Origin of the sequence: Kluyvera intermedia, from assembly GCF_034424175.1 — a bacterium.
Lineage (GTDB): Bacteria > Pseudomonadota > Gammaproteobacteria > Enterobacterales > Enterobacteriaceae > Kluyvera > Kluyvera intermedia.
The window spans coordinates 1,800,877-1,822,206 of sequence record NZ_CP139986.1; the positions used below are offsets into that span (position 1 = coordinate 1,800,877).

Annotated in this window: 18 protein-coding genes and 2 pseudogenes; 19 read left to right on the plus strand and 1 reads right to left on the minus strand. The window is 41.6% G+C overall.

Annotated features, from left to right (window positions below; genetic code table 11):
- The first annotated feature begins 323 nt into the window (after positions 1-323).
- The 17 genes and pseudogenes from rfbB to U0026_RS08640 form a co-directional block, all read left to right on the plus strand.
- On the plus strand, positions 324-1,409 hold the full coding sequence (gene rfbB, locus U0026_RS08560) for a dTDP-glucose 4,6-dehydratase (protein WP_062778347.1): 1,086 nt from the start codon (positions 324-326) through the stop codon (positions 1,407-1,409).
- Complete coding sequence (rfbD, locus tag U0026_RS08565) at positions 1,409-2,308, plus strand: dTDP-4-dehydrorhamnose reductase (RefSeq protein WP_062778329.1); 900 nt, start codon at positions 1,409-1,411, stop codon at positions 2,306-2,308. Before rfbB ends, rfbD begins: the two co-directional genes overlap by 1 nt.
- Positions 2,309-2,361: 53 nt before the next feature.
- Entirely contained in the window at positions 2,362-3,240 is an 879-nt protein-coding gene (gene rfbA, locus U0026_RS08570) for a glucose-1-phosphate thymidylyltransferase RfbA (RefSeq protein WP_062778327.1), read from the plus strand.
- 2 nt (positions 3,241-3,242) lie between these two features.
- Positions 3,243-3,791, plus strand: a complete 549-nt coding sequence (rfbC, locus tag U0026_RS08575; protein ID WP_062778326.1) for a dTDP-4-dehydrorhamnose 3,5-epimerase — start codon at positions 3,243-3,245, stop codon at positions 3,789-3,791.
- A gap of 5 nt (positions 3,792-3,796) precedes the next feature.
- A complete protein-coding gene (locus tag U0026_RS08580; RefSeq protein ID WP_062778324.1) occupies positions 3,797-4,771 on the plus strand; it encodes a CDP-6-deoxy-delta-3,4-glucoseen reductase in 975 nt (324 codons plus the stop codon).
- A 15-nt stretch (positions 4,772-4,786) separates the two neighbouring features.
- Positions 4,787-5,560, plus strand: a complete 774-nt coding sequence (gene rfbF / locus U0026_RS08585; RefSeq protein WP_062778322.1) for a glucose-1-phosphate cytidylyltransferase — start codon at positions 4,787-4,789, stop codon at positions 5,558-5,560.
- A 2-nt stretch (positions 5,561-5,562) separates the two neighbouring features.
- A complete protein-coding gene (gene rfbG / locus U0026_RS08590; protein WP_062778321.1) occupies positions 5,563-6,645 on the plus strand; it encodes a CDP-glucose 4,6-dehydratase in 1,083 nt (360 codons plus the stop codon).
- Between the two features lie 26 nt (positions 6,646-6,671).
- Entirely contained in the window at positions 6,672-7,985 is a 1,314-nt protein-coding gene (gene rfbH / locus U0026_RS08595) for a lipopolysaccharide biosynthesis protein RfbH (RefSeq protein ID WP_062778319.1), read from the plus strand.
- 27 nt (positions 7,986-8,012) lie between these two features.
- On the plus strand, positions 8,013-8,918 hold the full coding sequence (locus U0026_RS08600; RefSeq protein ID WP_062778318.1) for an NAD-dependent epimerase/dehydratase family protein: 906 nt from the start codon (positions 8,013-8,015) through the stop codon (positions 8,916-8,918).
- Between the two features lie 62 nt (positions 8,919-8,980).
- Positions 8,981-10,273, plus strand: a complete 1,293-nt coding sequence (locus tag U0026_RS08605; RefSeq protein WP_082806337.1) for an MATE family efflux transporter — start codon at positions 8,981-8,983, stop codon at positions 10,271-10,273.
- A 4-nt stretch (positions 10,274-10,277) separates the two neighbouring features.
- Positions 10,278-11,279 carry a glycosyltransferase family 2 protein gene (locus U0026_RS08610; protein WP_062778314.1) on the plus strand — a complete coding sequence of 334 codons (1,002 nt, stop codon included), beginning with the start codon at positions 10,278-10,280 and terminating at the stop codon, positions 11,277-11,279.
- Positions 11,280-11,301: 22 nt separating this feature from the next.
- Positions 11,302-12,486, plus strand: coding sequence for an O-antigen polymerase (locus U0026_RS08615; protein ID WP_062778312.1), 1,185 nt, complete (start codon positions 11,302-11,304; stop codon positions 12,484-12,486).
- A 1-nt stretch (position 12,487) separates the two neighbouring features.
- A complete protein-coding gene (locus tag U0026_RS08620; RefSeq protein ID WP_241973966.1) occupies positions 12,488-13,558 on the plus strand; it encodes a glycosyltransferase in 1,071 nt (356 codons plus the stop codon).
- A gap of 3 nt (positions 13,559-13,561) precedes the next feature.
- Positions 13,562-14,506 carry a glycosyltransferase family 2 protein gene (locus tag U0026_RS08625; protein WP_062778308.1) on the plus strand — a complete coding sequence of 315 codons (945 nt, stop codon included), beginning with the start codon at positions 13,562-13,564 and terminating at the stop codon, positions 14,504-14,506.
- Positions 14,507-15,949 (plus strand): mannose-1-phosphate guanylyltransferase/mannose-6-phosphate isomerase, encoded by a 1,443-nt coding sequence (locus tag U0026_RS08630; RefSeq protein ID WP_062778307.1) that lies wholly within the window; start codon positions 14,507-14,509, stop codon positions 15,947-15,949.
- On the plus strand, positions 15,933-17,360 hold the full coding sequence (locus tag U0026_RS08635) for a phosphomannomutase (RefSeq protein ID WP_062778305.1): 1,428 nt from the start codon (positions 15,933-15,935) through the stop codon (positions 17,358-17,360). The genes U0026_RS08630 and U0026_RS08635 overlap by 17 nt, the downstream gene beginning before the upstream one ends.
- A gap of 44 nt (positions 17,361-17,404) precedes the next feature.
- Positions 17,405-17,932: pseudogene (locus tag U0026_RS08640) on the plus strand (UDP-phosphate galactose phosphotransferase); the annotation flags it as partial.
- An 8-nt stretch (positions 17,933-17,940) separates the two neighbouring features.
- On the opposite strand, the gene U0026_RS08645 reads toward U0026_RS08640, so the two are convergent.
- A protein-coding gene (locus U0026_RS08645) for an IS1-like element IS1B family transposase (protein WP_223364178.1) occupies positions 17,941-18,638 on the minus strand; the annotation gives its coding sequence in 2 pieces (ribosomal slippage) (positions 17,941-18,389 and positions 18,389-18,638; 699 coding nt in all).
- Between the two features lie 55 nt (positions 18,639-18,693).
- Between U0026_RS08645 and wbaP the strand changes: the two are divergent.
- Both wbaP and gndA read left to right on the plus strand, forming a co-directional pair.
- Positions 18,694-19,611 (plus strand): annotated as a pseudogene (gene wbaP, locus U0026_RS08650) (undecaprenyl-phosphate galactose phosphotransferase WbaP); the annotation flags it as partial.
- 156 nt (positions 19,612-19,767) lie between these two features.
- Positions 19,768-21,174, plus strand: a complete 1,407-nt coding sequence (gene gndA, locus U0026_RS08655) for an NADP-dependent phosphogluconate dehydrogenase (RefSeq protein WP_062778301.1) — start codon at positions 19,768-19,770, stop codon at positions 21,172-21,174.
- Positions 21,175-21,330 lie beyond the last annotated feature (156 nt).

The window sequence follows — 21,330 nt, forward strand, 5'->3', positions numbered from 1 at the left end:
AGTAGATACTTATTTCCCTGTCGTTTTTTCATTTAAAATCAATAACTAAAATTGATGGTTTTGGCATGGAAATTTTCGCATGATGCTAGTTTTTTTCCTTGTTTTGCCGTGCAATTGAGACCACAATACTGGATTATTTTTGGCATTATGAGCGGTATAAATAGCCGTTCAGTAAGTTTGAGATGCATGACTTTTTATGCAGTGCACTGGTAGCTGTTGAGCCAGGGGCGGTAGCATGCGTCAAATTAATGTCAGTGAAATTGATAGTCATTTTCCAAAACCAATAATCTCTAATTTGAATGAGTTCTAAAGCGGAAAAAAACGTGAAAATTCTGGTCACTGGTGGTGCAGGTTTTATCGGGTCTGCAGTCGTAAGACATATTATCATTAATACTTCTGACGTTGTGGTTAATGTTGATAAATTAACCTATGCAGGTAACCTCGAATCTCTGGCCGAGGTTGACAATAGCGAACGCTATAGCTTTGAGCATGCAGATATTTGCAATGCTGACCAAATGGCGAAAATTTTTGCTGAGCATCAGCCGGATGCTGTTATGCATCTTGCCGCAGAAAGTCACGTAGACCGCTCCATTACTGGGCCTGCCGCCTTTATTGAAACAAATATTGTTGGCACCTATGTGCTGCTTGAGGCTGCTCGCAGCTATTGGGGCGGTCTGAATGATGAGAAAAAAGCAGCGTTCCGTTTCCATCATATTTCAACGGATGAAGTCTACGGCGACCTGCCGCATCCGGATGAAGTAGTAACGGGTACCACGTTGCCGCTGTTTACCGAAAACACAGCCTACGCACCGAGCAGCCCATATTCTGCCTCTAAGGCTTCCAGTGATCACCTCGTCTGCTCATGGCTTCGGACCTATGGTTTCCCGACCATTGTTACCAACTGCTCAAACAACTATGGCCCGTACCACTTCCCGGAAAAACTAATCCCGCTGGTGATTCTGAATGCGCTTGAAGGCAAGGCATTGCCAATCTACGGCAAGGGTGACCAAATCCGCGATTGGCTATATGTCGAAGATCATGCCCGTGCGTTGTACACCGTGGTAACCCAGGGTGAAATTGGCGAAACCTATAATATCGGGGGCCACAACGAAAAACAGAACCTGGATGTGGTTCACACTATCTGCGACCTGCTCGATGAGATTGTACCGAAAGAGGGATCGTATCGTGACCAGATCACCTATGTAACTGACCGTCCGGGACACGATCGTCGCTATGCAATTGATGCCGGGAAAATCAGTGATGAGCTTGGCTGGAAGCCGCTTGAAACTTTTGAAAGCGGGATTCGTAAAACAGTTCAATGGTACTTGAGCAATACCCAATGGGTTGAGAATGTAAAAAGTGGAGCTTACAAGACCTGGATAGAACAGAATTATGGAGAACGCCAGTAATGAATATTTTACTGTTTGGGAAAAATGGACAAGTCGGCTGGGAGCTTCAACGGGCACTCGCCCCTCTGGGAAATATAATTGCTCTTGATGTGCATTCAAGCGATTACTGCGGAGATTTTAGCGATCCTGAAGGTGTGGCCGAAACCGTACGAAAAATACGTCCAGACGTGATAGTGAATGCCGCTGCGCATACTGCTGTAGATAAAGCTGAAGCAGAAGCAGAGTTTGCCTTATTACTTAATGCGAAAAGCGTAGAGGCAATTGCCAAAGCAGCGGCTGAAACGGGTGCTTGGGTGGTTCATTACTCAACTGATTACGTTTTCCCAGGCACTGGTGAGACACCGTGGTCTGAAGATGATGCTACAGCGCCGTTGAATGTTTACGGAGAAACAAAACTGGCTGGTGAAAGAGCACTAAAAGAGCATTGCCCAAAACACCTTATCTTTCGTACCAGCTGGGTTTATGCCGGTAAAGGTAATAACTTTGCAAAAACCATGCTACGTCTGGCTAAAGAGAGGACGGAACTTTCTGTCATTAACGATCAGTATGGCGCACCGACTGGTGCGGAGTTGCTGGCAGATTGTACCGCTCACGCTATTCGAATTGCGTTGAAAAATCATGAGGTTGCTGGTCTCTATCATCTTGTTGCGGATGGTGTGACTACATGGTACGACTATGCCGCACTGGTCTTTGCTGAAGCTAGGAAAGCAGGCGTCGAACTAGCAATCAATCGGTTAAATGAAGTCCCGAGTAGCGCTTACCCAACACCAGCTCGTCGTCCCAATAATTCTCGTCTTAACACTGAAAAATTCCAGAGTAGCTTCCAGCTTGTTCTTCCTCATTGGGAAAGTGGCGTTAAACGTATGCTGAACGAATTATTTTCTGGAACAGCAATCTGAACATAATGTGAGTACCCGCAATCGGGTATTATTACGTATAAAGAGATAATAAAATGAAAACCCGTAAAGGCATTATTTTAGCTGGCGGATCTGGCACACGTTTATATCCGGTAACTATGGCGGTCAGCAAGCAGCTGTTACCCATTTATGACAAGCCAATGATCTATTATCCGCTTTCAACCCTGATGCTGGCTGGGATCCGTGATATTCTGATCATTAGCACGCCACAGGACACACCGCGTTTCGAACAATTATTAGGCGACGGCAGTCAGTGGGGACTCAATCTTCACTATAAAATACAACCTACTCCGGACGGCTTGGCTCAGGCATTTATCATTGGCGAGAAGTTTATCGGAAATGATGACTGCGCATTAGTGCTAGGCGATAATATCTTTTATGGTCATGATCTGCCTAAATTAATGGATTCAGCTGTTAATCAAGAAAATGGCGCAACCGTATTTGCATATCATGTTAAGGACCCGGAACGCTACGGAGTTGTTGAATTCAATAAGAATGGAACAGCTATCAGTCTTGAAGAAAAACCTCTGGAGCCTAAAAGTAATTATGCGGTTACCGGTTTATATTTCTATGACAATGATGTAGTTGAGCTGGCCAAAAATTTAAAGCCTTCCGCTCGTGGTGAGCTGGAAATTACTGATATCAATCGAATCTATATGGAGCAGGGACGTTTGTCCGTTGCGATGATGGGGCGTGGCTATGCATGGCTAGACACAGGTACACACCAAAGTCTGATTGAAGCCAGTAACTTTATTGCCACGATTGAAGAGCGGCAAGGACTGAAAGTCTCCTGTCCGGAAGAGATTGCTTATCGTAAGGGGTTCATTGATGCTGGGCAGGTTACAAAGCTTGCAGAACCCTTGTCAAAGAATGATTACGGTAAATACCTTATAAGAATGATTAAAGGTTTTTAAAAATGAATGTGATTAAAACAGCAATTCCAGACGTTTTAATTTTTGAACCGAAAGTATTTGGCGATGACAGGGGATTCTTTTTCGAAAGTTTTAATTATAGAATTTTTGAAGAAGCAGTTGGGCGCAACATATCTTTTGTGCAAGATAACCATTCTAAATCTCGCAAAGGGGTATTGAGGGGTTTGCATTTTCAAAAAGGAGAGTATGCGCAAGGTAAATTGGTGCGCTGCACTCTGGGTGAAGTTTTTGATGTCGCAGTTGATATTCGCACAAGTTCTCCGACGTTTGGAAAGTGGATCGGCGTACATCTTTCAGCAGAAAATAAAAAACAACTATGGATTCCTGAAGGTTTTGCGCATGGTTTCGTTACTCTGAGCGAAAATGCTGAATTCCTTTATAAAGCAACTAATTATTATACGCCATCTGCTGAAGGCAGTATATTGTGGAGTGATGACGCAATTGGTATCGAATGGCCGATAACACAGCATCCTGAACTTTCAGAAAAAGATGCGATTGCTCCATTGTTAAAACAAATTTCTTTATTTGAGTAAAAAAAGTGTCGCATCTAATCAAAATTTTTCCATCTAATATTGAATTCACTGGAGAAGAAAGTTCATCAATTCTCGATTCTGCGCTGGCTGTAGGTATACATCTGGAGCACAGCTGCAGAAACGGGGATTGTGGGGTTTGTGAGTCGACATTACTTGCAGGAGAAGCCGAAGATCCGCAGGGAACCGTGTATGTGCAAGGGGATAAAGTCCTGACCTGTACTTGTAAACCAAAGAGTAATCTACAGTTGCAGGCACTATACTATCCTGAATTGCAAGGACAGGTGAAGAAAATTGTCCCCTGTAAAGTAAATAGTATTGACCTTGTCTCTGCTGATGTAATGAAATTGACTCTTCGCTTGCCTCCTGCCGCAAAAATGAATTTTCTCCCAGGGCAATATATTAACCTAATGTATAAAGGCGTAACGCGTAGCTATTCTATTGCCAATAGCAATGGAGTTGATGGGATTGAGTTGCACATTAGAAATGTTCCCAATGGTCAAATGAGTTCATTAATTTTCAGTGAGCTGCAAGTCAATACTCTGATGCGTATCGAAGGCCCATGTGGAACATTCTTTATTAGAGAAAATGCCCGTCCAATTATCTTTATCGCAGGTGGTACTGGATTTGCTCCAGTTAAAGCCATGGTTGAGTACTTGGTGGAAAATTCATCAGCTCGTGAAATCTATATCTATTGGGGTATGCCTTTGCCCAAAGATTTTTATTCTGCATTACCGCAAGAGTTAAATGATAAGTTTGAAAATGTTCATTTCGTTCCTGTGGTATCCTGTGATGATCCCACCTGGAATGGGCGTAAAGGCTTTGTTCACCATGCTGTAATGGAAGATTTTGATTCACTTGAGCTATTTGATATTTATGCCTGCGGTTCGCCGGTTATGATCGATGCAAGCAAAAAAGATTTTCTATCCAAACAAATGTCAGTTGATAATTTCTATTCTGATGCTTTTACCGCATCTAAATAAAATAGAGGGTTAAGTATGAAAGCGGTGATTTTGGCTGGTGGACTGGGTACCAGATTAAGTGAAGAAACAATAGTAAAACCAAAACCAATGGTTGAAATTGGTGGTAAGCCGATTCTTTGGCATATTATGAAAATGTATTCAGCCCACGGCATTAAGGATTTTATTATCTGCTGTGGCTATAAAGGTTACGTAATCAAAGAATATTTTGCTAATTATTTTCTGCATATGTCTGATGTGACATTCCATATGGCTGAGAATCGTATGGAAGTTCACCATAAACGAGTTGAGCCATGGAACATTACATTGGTTGATACAGGTGATTCATCTATGACTGGCGGACGTTTAAAGCGTGTGGCCGAATATGTAAAAAATGATGAAGCTTTTCTGTTTACTTATGGTGATGGCGTTGCAGATATCGATATCCGAGCGACAATTGATTTTCATAAAGCTCATGGCAAAAAAGCGACCTTGACGGCGACTTTCCCTCCGGGACGCTTTGGCGCGCTGGATATCCGAGGTGGCCAGGTTCAATCATTCCAGGAAAAACCAAAAGGTGATGGTGCAATGATTAACGGTGGTTTCTTTGTTCTGCATCCTTCAGTAATAGACCTCATTGAAAATGATGCGACCACCTGGGAACAAGAGCCATTGATGACATTGGCGAAACAGGGTGAGCTTATGGCCTATGAACATGCGGGATTCTGGCAGCCAATGGATACGCTGCGTGATAAAACGTATCTTGAAGGTTTGTGGGAAAAAGGGACAGCCCCTTGGAAAACTTGGGAGTGAACATGATTGATAATAGCTTCTGGAAGGGTAAGCGTGTATTCATTACCGGTCATACGGGATTTAAAGGAGGCTGGCTTGCTCTTTGGCTAAGTGAAATGGGCGCAACGTTAAAGGGGTATTCCCTTGACGCCCCAACATCCCCAAGTTTATTTGACACTGCTAAAATCAGTTCGCTGATGGAGTCGGATATTGGCGATATTCGTGATTTTGAAAAATTACGGAACTCGATAGCGTCTTTTAAGCCAGAAATTATTTTCCATATGGCAGCACAGCCTCTTGTAAGGCTGTCTTATAAAGAGCCTATTGAAACTTATTCAACGAATGTTATGGGCACTGTGCATTTACTCGAAGCAGTAAAGCAGGTTGGCGGTATTAAGGCTGTTGTCAATATCACCAGCGATAAATGCTATGAAAATCGTGAGTGGGTTTGGGGTTACCGTGAAAACGAAGCAATGGGCGGTTATGACCCATACTCTAATAGCAAGGGATGTGCTGAATTAGTCGCTTCTGCATTTCGTAGTTCATTTTTTAATCCTCAAAACTATGCTAAGCATGGTGTTGGCCTTGCTTCGGTTAGAGCAGGAAACGTTGTTGGTGGTGGTGATTGGGCGGAAGATCGTCTAATTCCCGATATTTTACGTTCTTTTGAAAATAACCAGCAGGTTGTTATTCGTAATCCTCACTCCATTCGTCCATGGCAACATGTGCTTGAACCTCTCTCAGGGTATATTGTGGTTGCCCAAAAGCTCTACAATGACGGTGCTAAATACTCTGAAGGCTGGAATTTCGGTCCTCGTGAAGAGGATGCTAAAACGGTTGAGTTTATTGTTGATAAGATGGTTATGTTGTGGGGCGAGGGGGCTAGCTGGTTGTTGGATGGGCAGGATCATCCACATGAGGCACACTATCTCAAACTAGACTGTTCAAAAGCACATATGCAATTAGATTGGCACCCTAGATGGGCGCTAGTTGAAACACTTGGTCGTATTGTTAAATGGCACAAAGCATGGATAAACGGAGCGGATATGATGGATTATTCGAAACGTGAAATCCATGATTACATGGCCACTAAAACTTTTAGTTAAAATAGATAAATACAGGAATTATAGCAATGGCAGCAAAAAACCTGCGTGAACAAATTTCCAAACTCGTTGCTGAGTATGCTGATGAGGCATTAAGCCCAAAACCTTTTAATGCAGGTGTGAGTGTTGTACCACCTTCAGGAAAGGTAATCGGTGCTAAAGAATTACAGCTTATGGTTGAAGCATCATTAGATGGGTGGCTTACAACAGGCCGTTTTAATGATGCTTTTGAAAAGAAACTCGGTGAGTTTATTGGTGTACCTCATGTACTAACAACGACTTCGGGTTCATCAGCAAACTTGTTAGCGTTAACTGCCTTGACCTCACCAAAATTAGGCGATCGTGCATTGAAGCCAGGTGATGAAGTTATTACCGTTGCAGCAGGCTTTCCTACGACTGTTAACCCAGCAATCCAGAATGGATTGATTCCAGTCTTTGTTGATGTGGATATCCCTACCTATAATGTTGACGCTTCACTTATTGAAGCTGCCGTGAGTGAAAAATCAAAAGCGATCATGATTGCACACACATTAGGCAATACGTTTGATTTAACTGAAGTTCGTCGCATTGCGGATAAATATAACCTTTGGTTAATCGAAGACTGCTGTGATGCCCTTGGATCAACGTATGATGGTCAGATGGTTGGCACATTTGGTGATATTGGCACAGTGAGTTTCTATCCGGCACACCATATTACGATGGGAGAGGGCGGTGCTGTCTTCACAAAATCAGGTGAGTTAAAGAAATTGATTGAATCTTTCCGTGACTGGGGACGTGATTGTTACTGTGCGCCTGGCTGTGACAATACCTGTGGCAAACGTTTTGGTCAGCAACTTGGTTCTTTACCGTTCGGATACGATCACAAATACACATATTCTCATTTGGGTTATAACCTGAAAATTACGGATATGCAGGCAGCATGTGGTCTGGCACAGCTAGAACGCGTGGAAGAATTTGTACAAAAGCGAAAAGAGAACTTTGTCTATCTTAAGCAAGGCTTACAATCTTGTGCTGAGTTTCTTGAGTTACCAGAAGCCACAGAAAAATCTGATCCATCCTGGTTTGGTTTCCCTATCACGCTTAAAGAGACTAGCGGCGTGGAACGTATTGATTTAGTGAAGTTCCTTGATGAAGCTAAAATCGGTACACGCCTGCTGTTCGCCGGTAATCTCACTCGCCAGCCATACTTCGCGAACGTTAAGTATCGCGTAGTGGGTGAGTTAAAAAATACGGACCGTATTATGAATCAAACGTTCTGGATTGGTATTTATCCAGGGCTTACTACAGAACATTTGGATTATGTAGTAAGTAAATTTGAAGAATTCTTTGGTTTGAATTTCTAAGTAAATTTATTAAGTTTGGTGATTGTGATGATGAATAGAAAAAAAATTGTAGTTGTAAGTGGAGCATCTGGCTTTATCGGTAAGCATATGCTCGAAGCTTTGCAGTTGTCAGGTATATTTGTTATCGCAATCACTCGCAATGTTTTGAGAAATGATGATTCAAACTTATCCGATGTCAAATGGTGTGATTGGGAAAAAGTTGAGTCACTATTAGCCGAATATCTAATTGATTCAACGTTTATTGCTGTTATACATTTAGCAACAGAATATGGAAGAAATTTATCATCATTAGTAGAGGTGGAGGACAGTAATGTTGTAAAGCCTCTTAAGTTACTTGATTTGGCTGTTAAGTATAAAGCCAATGCATTCATAAATACGGATAGTTTTTTCTCTAAAAAAGAATTTTCGTATCGATATATGCAACCATATATAATAACCAAAAAACACTTTGCTGCAATAGGGCAGTATTATAGCGAGCTTCATGATATTTCATTTGTAAATATGCGCTTAGAGCATGTTTATGGCCCCGGAGATGGTGAAGGGAAATTTATTCCGTACATATTATCACAATTAATTGATGGCCAATTAGATATAAAATGTACCTCTGGTATGCAAGTCCGAGATTTTGTTTATGTCGATGATGTTGTCGCTGCATATTTAACTGTTTTAGAAAAAATAAATGATATTCCTTCATATGTTGAATATCAGGTAGGTACAGGCTATGGTGTTAGTCTTCAAGATTTTCTTATTCATTTGCAGCATTTAGTACCCGGTTCACGAGGAACATTTGATTTTGGTGCTTTGCCACAACGAGAAAATGAGATAATGTATTCTACTGCTAATAATAATGATTTAGTTAAGTTAGGTTGGAAGCCAAAATTCGATTTTAAACTCGGCATACGAAAGTTGCTAGAAAATACACAACTTAAGTGATTGTTGAATGATTTTTAATTATTCGTCATTAGGCAAAGTGTGTGATGTAGATTAACGGAATAGTGAAATTTAAATTGTTAAAAATCCCAAATCACTTAATTATCGCTGGCTCATCATGGTTATCAAAAATAGTAATCGCCGGAGTCCAGGTTGCTAGCATTTCTTATCTTTTATCAATACTAGGTGAAGAAAAGTACGCAGCATTTAGTCTATTAACAGGATTATTAGTATGGTGTAGCGCTGTTGATTTTGGTATAGGTACAGGACTTCAAAATTATATTTCTGAATGTAGAGCTAAAAATATTAATTATAATGGTTTTATTAAAGCTGCTTTACAGTTAAGTTTTTTTGCAATTCTATTCTTTATATTGCTTTTTTATGCTTTCTCTGGGGTTATCTCTTCGCGTTATCTTTCCTCGTTTTATACCACCTTGCAAGGTGAGACTAGAGAGATCTTTTTTATTGCTTGTTTAGTTTTCAGTTCAATAGGTATCGGCACGATTGCGTATAAGATTCTTTTTGCAGAATTAGTTGGCTGGAAAGCTAATCTGTTGAACGCATTGTCATATGTGATTGGTATGTTTGGGCTTTTATATATTTTTTATGAAAAAATAAATATCGATATTAAATATTCATTGGTTGTAATGTACCTTCCTGTTGGTTTGATTTCCATCTGTTATTTGCTTTATCGATACATTAAATTAATAAATGTTAAAGCAAGCAAGTTTCACTATATGGTATTGCTGCGTAGATCGTCAGGTTTCTTCATTTTTACTTTATTATCAATATTAGTGCTCCAAATGGATTATATTGTCATCTCTCAGAGGTTAACACCGACAGATATCGTACAGTATACTGTAACAATGAAGGTTTTTGGATTGGTATTTTTCATCTATACGGCAGTGTTACAAGCATTATGGCCAATATGTGCAGAGTTAAGAATTAAACACCAATGGCAAAAGCTTAATAAAATGATTGCTATAAACATAGCGACTGGTTCGTTGTTTGTTATAGGGTGCACGATATTTATTTACACTTTTAAAGTTATATTATTTTCAGTAATAGCTAAAGATGTGAATTATCAGATGTCTATGATGTCATTTATACTAATTGCGATTTATTTTTGTTTGCGTGTATGGTGTGATACCTATGCAATGTTATTGCAAAGCATGAATTATTTGAAGGTGCTTTGGATATTAGTGCCATTTCAGGCAATCGTCGGGGGGGCATCTCAATGGTATCTCTCACAAATGTTTGGCATTAATGGCGTGTTGCTTGGATTAATTATATCTTTTGCTGTCACTGTTTTCTGGGGACTTCCACTGGCTTATTTTATACAAGCAAAAAAAGGTTGATTGTATGATGGTCTCATTTTGTATACCAACTTATAATAGAAAAGAATTTTTAGAAGAATTACTTAAAAGTATTAATAATCAAAAGAAACCAAATTTTGATATAGAGGTATGCATTTCGGATAATGCATCAACTGATGGTACTGAGAGCATGATTGAAATTTGGAGAGAGGATTTCAATTTTCCTATCGTTTACCATCGCAATAGTGAAAATCTGGGGCCTGATACAAATTTTCTTGCATCTGTATCACTTGCTACGGGTGATTACTGTTGGATATTTGGTAGTGATGATGTGCTTGCTGATGATGCATTAATTACATTAGAGTCTTATCTTCATTCTAATGCAGATATATATCTGTGTGACAGAAGTGAAACTGGGTACGATTTGTCTGAGCTAAGAAATGCACATCGGCATTGGCTCAGTGCTTATGATGAATTATATATATTAGATAGTGATAAAGATAGAACTAATTATTTCAAAAGATGTTTATCCATCGGCGGTGTATTTAGCTATTTAAGTTCTTTAGTTGTTAAAAGGGCTAAATGGTTTGCAGTCGATTTTGATCAATCATTTATTGGGTCATCATACCCACATGTTTTTATCATGATGAATATTTTTAATAATCAAAGTTGTCGTTTACATTATTTAGCTAAGCCGCTAGTTGTTTGCCGTGGAGACAATGACAGTTTTGAAAATAAAGGTAAGGCAAATAGAGTAATAATTGATTTTTCTGGATATTTCAAATTGTCGGATACATTATATCCTAACAATCAAATGTTACAGATGGAATTCGAAAAGATATTATTACGTGAAAGACCCTGGTTATATACATCCTTAGCTATCTCATGCTATGGAGACCGAGAAGAAAAGGAAGTGATTTCTTCTTTTTATAAAAGGCTTGGTCATAGTGAATATTTGACCTTTTTTGTATTTAAATTCTGCTTTTTTAGCCGTGTCTTGAAAAATAATAGAATGTTAAAAACAATCCTTAAAAAATTCCTCTCATAATTATTTAAAACGAGATGTTTTTATGGTGTTACTAGTTTGGTTTCTTGCTATAGGGTTATACTTAATTTGTGGTGTTCTCTACCTACAATTCCCACAGCTGTCTCCATTAGGAGCTCTTGGATATTCTGATACGGTTAGTGATGTTATCTACGTTGCAATTATAGGAATAGTTGGTGTTTTCTTTGGTTATTCTTCATTTTCCAAAATCAAGATTTTTGGAATCAAAGATTTTAATAATCCTGTATTCATAAATCTTTGCTCTTTATGCTTTATGGTTTCAGCTCTATTGGTGTTCCTTCTGGGGGTTACAGCTTATGGTGGATATATTGCATTTTTGAATACACCATATTCGCCAATCTATCAGGGAAGTGCAGATAATGAAACCAGAGATGTTCTTATTTCTTCCTCTGGATTGCTATCAATTTTTGCACTGCTGACAAGTGTCCAGGCTAAAGACATAAAAAACACAAAAGGGAATAAGTTAATTATAACCTTAGCAATGTTTATTCTCTTTTCAATATTTATTCAAGGGAGAAGGGAGAATTTAATATTATTGATATTATGTTTTATATCATTTTATTTATTTAACTATAAAATTAGTTTTAAAAGAATTTTAAAGATCATATCTATTTGTGCAGGAATGCTTTTTATTGCAGGTTTAGGTTTGTATTTACGTGAGAGTACTTCTACATCAGGTGGTAGTGTTCTCACTGCAATTCCTTTTGCTGTTATGTATGAGACACATTTTTCTTTGGCAACATTAGCAAATGAAGTAAGAACTCATCTGCATGATAACGTTCCTTTTGGTGGTATATTGGAACTGTTCTCGCCTGTGTTATTTATTATCCCAGCATTCTTTTATGGTATTTTTGGTTTTAATAAACAATCTCTGTTTGAGAATAATGAAGTGCATCTTTATGATGATAAGGGTGGGCAGTTTATTTTCACTGAAGCATTCCATTCTCTAGGTTATGTAGGTGTTTTTCTACATGGTTTTATTCTCGGCTGTATGTTAATAATCTTTTATCGCGCGGCAAAACGTAGTGGACTAATAATATATCAATTCCCAATTGTTTCATTAATATTCGTTGCAATGAGAAAAGATATGACTTATGGTGTAAAATATATATCTTTATTATTTATTTTTATGATGCTTTTCTATTTTATCTATAAGCTTCTTCCACTTAAAAAAAATGGTCAATATTGAGATGCATACAGTACTTTTTGTCAGCGCTTTCCATCCCGGGGCTAAAGGTGCAATTGGGGCCGGTGAAGCTATTTGCGGTGATAATCTTAAGGTATTTTTATCACGAGGTTATGCCGTTGATGTGATAGTATTAAGTCCCCCTGGTCAACGCAAAAATGAAGAGCTTGTAGATCGGTGTACGAGTTATGCCGAAAAACATACGTCGAAAGGCAAAACGCTTTCAGGGTTACTATTTAATTTTTTAAAGGGAAGTTTTCTGGCGCCATGGTTTTATACCAGAGTAACACCTTCATTTATTCATGAGATTCAGCATAAAATAAATAGCAATAGCTATGATACCGTATGGCTTGATTTTCCCTCTGTTCTCGGTGTCGCAGAGCATATTCAGCATAAGAATATTCAGTATTTTGCTCACGATATCGTTTCTCAGCGCATTAGTCGTACCAAAATAAACCGTTTATTCTTTCCCTTAGTTGAGTCAGTTGAAACCAGGTTGTTGATGAAACTCACTAATATAACGACAATGTCCTTGAAGGATAAGGAGTTGATTGAACGGTTAGGATTTCGTGGGCCCGTAGTTGTTGCTGACCTGGGTGAGCAGAAAGTTGGTCAAGTTGATAATGCGGTTGAAATTTCATCGCTTCTACCATCTTTTTCCGGGAAATCTAATCTTGTATTTTTTGGCAATATGAAACGCTCGGAAAATCACTGGTCAATAGTTTGGTTCATTATCTTTCACTTTATAAAACTTAAAAAACAAAGAAAGGGCCTCAATTTATGGGTACTAGGTCTGCAACCGCGGCGTTCGTTGAGATTGTTGCAGAATATAATCCCCGGGCTTCATGTTGTTGGTGCAGTTGATGATCCCGTTCCGGCATTTGTCCAGGCTGATTTAAATATCGCACCTCTTTTATATGGTGCTGGGGTAAAAATTAAAGTCCTACAGATACTTGATGCTGGTGCGAAGGTCGTTGCGACGGAGGTCGGTGCCGAGGGTATCCAACCACATAAAAATCTTTATGTGGTTGATAAATCGAATATTGGAAATAAAATATTAGAACTGTTGGATTAAAAAATGTTTTCATTTACTCTAATTGTGCCAACCTTTAATGCTGGTGATAGGTGGGAAGAGTGGTTCCTGGCTTTGCAAAAACAAACCATTCAACCGTCTGAATTAATTATAATCGATTCGTCGTCCACGGATAATACGCGAGAAATCGCCAGCAAATTTGATTGCAAAATAGTAATAATCCCATCGAGTGAGTTTAATCACGGAGGCTCAAGGAACAGAGCGTTGTCTTATGCAAGTGAAAGCGAGCTAGTTATTTATCTGACACAAGATGCAATTTTTGATAATGAAGATGCACTGGCTAAGATGACCGATGTATTTAAGGATTCGAGTGTTTCGGCCGCTTGTGGGAGGCAGATGCCTCATCATGATGCAAATCCTCTAGCTGTTCATGCTCGAAATTTCAATTACAGTTCGACCTCACAGATTAAGAGTAAATCTGATATACAAACCTTCGGCATCAAAACGGTATTTATGTCGAATTCTTTTGCTGCTTATCGTCGCTCCATTTTTGAAAATTTAGGCGGGTTTCCTGAGCATAACATCCTCGCGGAAGATATGTTCATGGCAGCGAAAATGATACAGGCTGGCTACAAGGTTGCTTATTGTGCTGAGGCCTCAGTAAGACATTCCCATAACTATACCCCGCTTGAAGAATTTCAGCGGTATTTTGATACCGGTGTATTTCACGCCTGTAATCCTTGGATCCAACGTGATTTTGGTGGTGCCAGCGGCGAAGGGGCTCGTTTTGTTAAGTCAGAAATACGCTTCCTCCTCAAAAGAGCACCGCTTTGGATCCCAAGAGCATTGCTAACCACATTCGCAAAGCTTCTTGGCTATAAACTCGGAAAGCGCTGGCAATCTCTTCCATTGCCTCTTTGCCGCTCTTTAAGTATGTATAAGAGTTACTGGAATAATATTCAGAGCTCTAAATCGAAAGAGATAAGATAAATGTCTGTTCTTCCAGTAATTATGGCCGGCGGTTCAGGTAGTCGCCTGTGGCCACTTTCTCGTGAGTGTCACCCTAAACAGTTTCTTAGCGTTGAAGGTAAGTTCTCAATGCTACAGAATACAATAGCTCGGGTAGCACCATTGTCAGCGGGAGACCCAGTTGTCATCTGTAATGATAAGCATCGTTTCCTGGTTGCTGAACAACTCCGTGCTATCGATAAACTCGCTAATAATATCATTCTTGAACCTGTGGGCCGAAATACTGCGCCTGCGATCGCACTTGCTGCTTTTAGTGTTCTTCAAACGGCAGAAGGGGATGATCCTCTCTTACTGATTCTTGCTGCAGACCATGTCATTCGCGATGAAGTGGCCTTTATTCAAGCCATCACCTACGCAGAGCCCTTGGCTGAACAGGGTAAACTTGTGACCTTTGGTATTGTTCCCACGGAAGCCGAAACGGGTTATGGATACATCCGTAGAGGCGATGAAATTGGTGAGCAAGCGTATACTGTAGCCGAGTTCGTCGAGAAACCTGATTTCGATACGGCCTGTCAGTATTTTGAATCGGGAAAATATTACTGGAACAGCGGAATGTTTTTATTCCGTGCCAGCAGTTTTCTGAATGAACTTAAACAGTTATCACCTGAAATATATTACGCATGTGAAAAAGCAGTTGGGAATATTAATCCCGATCTTGATTTTATCCGAATTGATAAAGAGGCATTTAACACATGCCCGACTGATTCAATAGATTATGCAGTTATGGAACATACGCAGCATGCGGTTGTTGTCCCGATGAGTGCTGGCTGGTCTGATGTGGGTTCCTGGTCTTCATTATGGGATATTTCTACTAAAGATCCGCAGAGAAACGTTTTACACGGCGACGTGTTTGCGCATGATAGTCAAGATAATTACATCTATTCGGAAAATGCCTTTGTGAGCACAGTAGGGATCAATAATCTCGTTATTGTTCAGACACCAGATGCCGTATTAGTTGCAAATAAAGATTCTGTTCAAGATGTAAAAAAAATCGTAGAACATTTAAAGCAAAACAACAGAGCCGAGTGTCAACAGCATCTGGAAGTTTTCCGTCCATGGGGTAAATACAACGTCATCGATAGTGGGGAAAATTACCTGGTTAAACGGATCACCGTTAAACCAGGTGAGAAATTTGTTGCGCAGATGCACCATCATCGTGCCGAACATTGGATTGTGGTCTCTGGTATGGCTCGGGTTACCAAAGGAGAACAGACTTTTATTGTTAAGGAAAATGAGTCTACGTTTATTCCACTTGAAACTATCCATGCGTTAGAAAATCCAGGGATCCGTGCATTAGAATTAATCGAAATCCAGTCGGGTTCTTACCTTGGAGAGGATGACATTATTCGTCTGGAGCAGCGTTCAGGATTTTTGGAGGATGGGTTTGATGAGTCCAGTAAGTAACAGCCACGATGTGATTAGCACATCGGGTATCGCTTTTGGCACCAGTGGTGCTCGCGGTCTCGTGACCGATTTTACGCCTGCCGTGTGCGCTGCTTTTACCGTTTCGTTTGTGGCTGTTATGCAGCAACAATTTTCATTCGAGGCGATAGCGCTGGCAATTGATAATCGTCCGAGTAGCTATGCGATGGCACAAGCTTGTGCTGCAGCGCTGAATGATAAAGGTATCAACACGGTTTTCTATGGTGTTATACCAACGCCTGCTTTAGCACTACAGTCTATGGCTGACAACATTCCGGCGATCATGGTGACCGGTAGCCACATACCTTTCGATCGCAATGGGCTAAAGTTCTATCGTCCTGATGGTGAAATTACCAAAGATGATGAAATGGCAATTCAGAATGTTGAAGCATCCTGTGACCAGCTTATCGTTAAAGAGCTGACAATCTCAACGGTTGCTGCTGAAAACTACATTTCACGTTATCTTTCATTATTCCCTGCGCCTTTTTTGAAAAATAAGCGCATTGGTATTTATGAGCACTCCAGCGCGGGACGCGATCTCTATAAGCCCTTATTCAATGCATTAGGGGCGGAAGTAGTAAGCCTGGACCGAAGCGACAGTTTTGTCCCTATAGATACCGAAGCGGTAAGTGAAGAGGACAGAGAAAAAGCGCGTAATTGGGCAAAACATTTCAAACTTGATGCCATCTTTTCTACCGACGGCGATGGTGACCGGCCATTAATTTCTGATGAGAAAGGACAGTGGTTGAGAGGGGATATTCTTGGGTTGTTGTGTTCGCAGGCCCTGTTCGCAGATGCTGTTGCTATTCCGGTAAGCTGTAACAGTATTATTTCTTCTGGTTGTTTCTTTAAGCATGTGGAGCTAACGAAAATCGGCTCCCCCTATGTTATCGCAGCTTTTTCTGAGTTGGCACAGTGTTATGACCGCATCGTTGGGTTCGAAGCCAATGGCGGTTTTTTATTAGGAAGTGATGTCACCATTAATGATCGTACTTTGTGTGCATTACCGACCCGCGATGCCGTATTACCTGCGATTATGCTCCTTTACAGCAGCCGTGAGAAAAATATTAGTAGTCTTGTTACGACATTGCCTCATCGTTATACCCATTCTGACCGATTACAGAATATCAGTCTTGAGAAAAGCCGCAGCTTGGTTGAGATGGGAACGGTCAATCAGCAGTTGTTGTTGAGTCGTATCGGTTTGGGAGAAGAAGTTGCGCACTCAATGGATACGACGGATGGGATAAGAATAACCCTTGGTAGCGGAAGTATTGTACATTTGCGTCCTTCAGGGAATGCGCCTGAATTGCGTTGTTATGCCGAGGCCAATTCACTAGAATTGGCGCAGGATATTGTGGATACAGTACTCACAAATGTCAGTAGTTTAAATTAAGCTTTTATCTGGTTGCTAATACCCATTCATAGGGTGAGGATTAAATGGATAATATTGATAATAAGTATAATCCACAGTTATGTAAGCTTTTATTAGCCATTTCTGACTTGGTTTTTTTTAATGTGGCGTTGTGGTTATCATTAGGATGTGTCTATCTGATTTTTGACGATGTCCAGCGTTTTGTCCCCCAGGAGCAGATGGATACCCGCGTGATTTCGCATTTTATATTATCGATAGTCTGTGTGGGGTGGTTCTGGGTTCGCTTGCGACATTATACCTACCGCAAACCATTCTGGTATGAACTGAAAGAAATCTTCCGTACTATCGCCATTTTCGCCGTGTTTGATTTAGCCTTAATTGCATTTACGAAATGGCAGTTTTCGCGTTATGTTTGGGTTTTTTGCTGGGCTTTTGCATTAATCTTGGTGCCTCTTTTCAGAGCTCTGACCAAACGTTTCCTCAACAAAATGGGCATCTGGAAGAAAAAAACGATTATCTTGGGATCTGGGCAAAATGCCCAAGGGGCTTACTCTGCCTTGCAGAGTGAAGAGATGATGGGATTTGAGGTAATGACTCCAACTTATTGATAGTGTTTTATGTTCAGATAATGCCCGATGACTTTGTCATGCAGCTCCACCGATTTTGAGAACGACAGCGACTTCCGTCCCAGCCGTGCCAGGTGCTGCCTCAGATTCAGGTTATGCCGCTCAATTCGCTGCGTATATCGCTTGCTGATTACGTGCAGCTTTCCCTTCAGGCGGGATTCATACAGCGGCCAGCCATCCGTCATCCATATCACCACGTCAAAGGGTGACAGCAGTCTCATAAGACGCCCCAGCGTCGCCATAGTGCGTTCACCGAATACGTGCGCAACAACCGTCTTCCGGAGCCTGTCATACGCGTAAAACAGCCAGCGCTGGCGCGATTTAGCCCCGACGTATCCCCACTGTTCGTCCATTTCCGCGCAGACGATGACGTCACTGCCCGGCTGTATGCGCGAGGTTACCGACTGCGGCCTGAGTTTTTTAAATGGCGGAAAATCGTGTTGAGGCCAACGCCCATAATGCGGGCGGTTGCCCGGCATCCAACGCCATTCATGGCCATATCAATGATTTTCTGGTGCGTACCGGGTTGAGAAGCGGTGTAAGTGAACTGCAGTTGCCATGTTTTACGGCAGTGAGAGCAGAGATAGCGCTGATGTCCGGCAGTGCTTTTGCCGTTACGCACCACCCCGTCAGTAGCTGAACAGGAGGGACAGCTGATAGAAACAGAAGCCACTGGAGCACCTCAAAAACACCATCATACACTAAATCAGTAAGTTGGCAGCATCACCGGATTTGATGTTGTGGCTTTTTTTGACACACAGACCCACGATATTGAAATAAATTCATTGCCTGTAATAAAAGATGTTGAGACCATCTGGAACCTGAGGCGCACTGGTGATGTTCATTATATTCTTGCTTTTGAATATACCGAGCTAGATAAAACACACTTCTGGTTACGTGAACTATCAAAACACAATTGCCGTTCTGTGACCGTGGTTCCTTCGTTTCGTGGTTTGCCATTATATAACACAGATATGTCCTTTATCTTTAGCCATGAGGTTATGTTGCTAAGGATTCAGAACAATCTTGCCAAACGTTCTTCTCGATTCATTAAGCGTACATTTGATATTCTTTGTTCATTAACGATTCTGTTAATCACGTCGCCGCTTATGATCTATCTTTGGTTCAAAGTCACGCGTGACGGCGGTCCGGCAATTTACGGTCATCAGCGAGTAGGGCGTCATGGTAAATTATTTCCATGCTATAAATTTCGCTCGATGGTGATGAACTCTCAGGAAGTGCTAAAAGATCTTTTGGACAAAGATCCTGTGGCGAGGGCTGAGTGGGATAAAGATTTTAAATTGAAAAATGATCCACGCATCACATCCGTTGGCAGTTTTATTCGTAAAACAAGCCTTGATGAGTTACCGCAATTGTTCAATGTTTTGAAAGGAGAAATGAGTCTGGTCGGCCCACGACCTATCATTTCTGATGAGCTTGAGCGCTACTGTGATGATGTTGATTATTATTTGATGGCAAAGCCAGGAATGACGGGCTTATGGCAGGTTAGCGGCCGTAATGATGTTGACTATGACACTCGCGTCTATTTCGATTCCTGGTATGTTAAAAACTGGACGCTCTGGAATGATATTGCCATTCTGTTTAAGACCGTGAAGGTGGTTTTACACCGCGATGGTGCGTATTGAAAGCGATGGTAGTGACTAAAAATTATACATTGAATCGTTCTTGTATTTTGAGTGCATCAATTGCTACCTTCTTGCCTCGCCCCTGAGTTAACATGTTGTTCGTTTAAGCCCTCGGAGTCAGTTCCGCTGGGTTACCACACCTGACAGGAGTATGTAATGTCCAAGCAACAGATCGGCGTTGTCGGTATGGCAGTGATGGGGCGCAATCTGGCGCTCAACATCGAGAGCCGTGGTTATACCGTCTCCATCTTTAACCGTTCCCGTGAAAAAACCGAAGAAGTTGTTGCCGAGAACCCAGGCAAGAAATTGGTGCCACATTACACGGTACAAGAATTCGTCGAGTCTCTTGAAACCCCACGTCGTATCCTGTTAATGGTGAAAGCGGGCGCGGGAACTGATGCTGCCATTGATTCCCTGAAGCCATACCTTGATAAAGGCGACATCATTATTGATGGCGGCAATACCTTCTTCCAGGACACTATTCGCCGTAATCGTGAACTGTCTGCAGAAGGTTTTAACTTTATCGGCACCGGCGTATCTGGCGGCGAAGAAGGCGCCCTGAAGGGCCCATCTATCATGCCTGGTGGCCAGAAAGAAGCATACGAGCTGGTTGCTCCAATCCTGACTAAGATTGCTGCGGTTGCTGAAGATGGCGAACCGTGCGTGACCTATATTGGTGCGGACGGTGCGGGTCATTACGTGAAAATGGTTCACAACGGTATTGAATACGGCGATATGCAGCTGATTGCTGAAGCGTATTCTCTGCTGAAAGGCGGCCTGAACCTGTCTAATGAAGAGCTGGCTACCACTTTCACTGAGTGGAATGAAGGCGAGCTGAGCAGCTACCTGATCGACATCACCAAAGACATCTTCACCAAAAAAGATGAAGAAGGTAAATACCTGGTTGATGTGATTCTGGATGAAGCAGCGAACAAGGGTACCGGTAAGTGGACCAGCCAGAGCTCACTGGATCTGGGTGAACCGTTGTCTCTGATCACTGAATCCGTGTTTGCGCGTTACATCTCTTCTCTGAAAGAGCAGCGTGTTGCGGCATCTAAAGTGCTGTCTGGCCCACAGGCCAAACTGGCGGGCGATAAAGCTGAGTTTATCGAGAAAGTTCGTCGCGCTCTGTATCTGGGTAAAATCGTCTCCTACGCGCAAGGCTTCTCTCAGCTGCGTGCAGCGTCCGATGAGTATAACTGGGATCTGAACTACGGCGAAATCGCGAAGATCTTCCGCGCGGGCTGCATCATTCGTGCTCAGTTCCTGCAGAAAATCACCGACGCCTATGCTGAAAATGCAGGCATCGCGAACCTGCTGCTGGCACCGTATTTCAAAAATATCGCTGATGAATATCAGCAGGCGCTACGTGATGTCGTCGCGTACGCTGTGCAGAACGGTATTCCGGTACCAACGTTCTCTGCCGCCGTGGCTTACTACGATAGCTATCGTGCTGCGGTTCTGCCAGCGAACCTGATTCAGGCTCAGCGTGACTACTTCGGTGCGCACACCTATAAACGTACTGATAAAGACGGTGTGTTCCACACCGAGTGGCTGGATTAATCTGAATTAGCTAACCACTAAATGCAGGCCCGGAGCGCTCCTTCGGGCTTTTTTATTGTCTGAAAACAGCATTCAGTCAGCTCTGATAGGCGCCGTTATACTGATTCGCGATATACTGGGGCCACATGTTGATCCGATAACACGATGTTGGGTCTC